The sequence below is a fragment of the Hymenobacter terrenus genome (assembly GCF_000972495.1).
Lineage (GTDB): Bacteria > Bacteroidota > Bacteroidia > Cytophagales > Hymenobacteraceae > Hymenobacter > Hymenobacter terrenus.
This window is the reverse complement of sequence record NZ_LATM01000118.1, coordinates 1-876: the sequence shown is the minus strand read 5'-3', so window position 1 is coordinate 876 and position 876 is coordinate 1. Positions and strand designations below refer to the sequence as shown.

2 protein-coding genes are annotated in these 876 nt (G+C 65.8%); both read right to left on the bottom strand.

Features of this window, described 5'->3' with window-relative positions; genetic code table 11:
• Nucleotides 1–444, bottom strand: a 444-nt coding sequence (locus tag WX88_RS26750) for an IS630 family transposase (RefSeq protein ID WP_156176500.1), incomplete at its 3' end; no start/stop codon positions are given.
• Nucleotides 441–827, bottom strand: coding sequence for a hypothetical protein (locus WX88_RS31685; RefSeq protein ID WP_052733156.1), 387 nt, complete (start codon nt 825–827; stop codon nt 441–443). The genes WX88_RS26750 and WX88_RS31685, both read right to left, overlap by 4 nt.
• Between the last annotated feature and the right edge of the window lie 49 nt (nt 828–876).

Below are 876 nucleotides of genomic sequence, written 5' to 3'. Positions count from 1 at the left end.
GCTGGTTTTGAGCTTGCTGAAGGCTAGTTCAATGGGCGTAAAATCCGGCGAGTAGGGCGGGAGGTACAGCCGGCGGGCCCCGCGCGCTTCCACCAACTCTGCCAGGCCAGCCGCCTTGTGCACCCGCAGGTTATCCAGTACCACGACGTCGCCCGGCTGCAAGCCCGGCCCGAGCACCTGCTCCAAGTACACGGCGAAGCTGGCCGTGTTCACGGCCCCGTCCAGTTCCATCACGGCCTCCACGCCCTGGGCCGAGAGGGCGGCCACCACCGTCACGTTCGGCCCGTTGTGCAGCGGCACGGCCTGGTCCACCCGCCGACCGCCCAGGGCGCGGCCGTACCGGCGGGTGTAGGTCAGGTTTACGCTGGTTTCGTCCACGAACTTAAAACGTGTAACGTCTTCCTGCTGCAGGGCGTCGATAAACTCCCGACGCAACGCCCTCACGCGCTCGGTGTCGCGCTCGGCGGCGTGCGCACTCTTTTTTTGCGCCGCAGGTCCAGCCCTTGCAGCGCCTGCCAGAGCACGGTCTGCCCCACGGCGGGGCTGCCGGCGGCCAGCAACTGCTGGCCTAACTCGGCCAGGGTGGCATCGGGCTGGGCGGCCACGCAGGCCGCCAATCGCTGGCGGTCCGCCTCTTGCAGGCGGGAAGTGGGGCCGCCGCGGTGGGGCAGCGCGGCCACCGAGCCACTGGTGCGCTGGCGTTTGAGCAGCTTTTCCACAAACGAGGTGGAAACGGTGAAGCGGCTGGCTACCTGGCTAATAGTAAACTGGCCTGTTGCGTCAGCAGCGGCTACGCGCTGACGCAAATCATCCGAATAAGCTTGCATAACGCAAGCTATCCCAAAAAACCGTACACTCATTCCGAAACCGCTCTAA

Excerpts from the sequence above, each read along its gene's own strand:
- WX88_RS31685 (WP_052733156.1), bottom strand. The coding sequence starts at position 827 with ATGCAAGCTTATTCGGATGATTTGCGTCAGCGCGTAGCCGCTGCTGAC.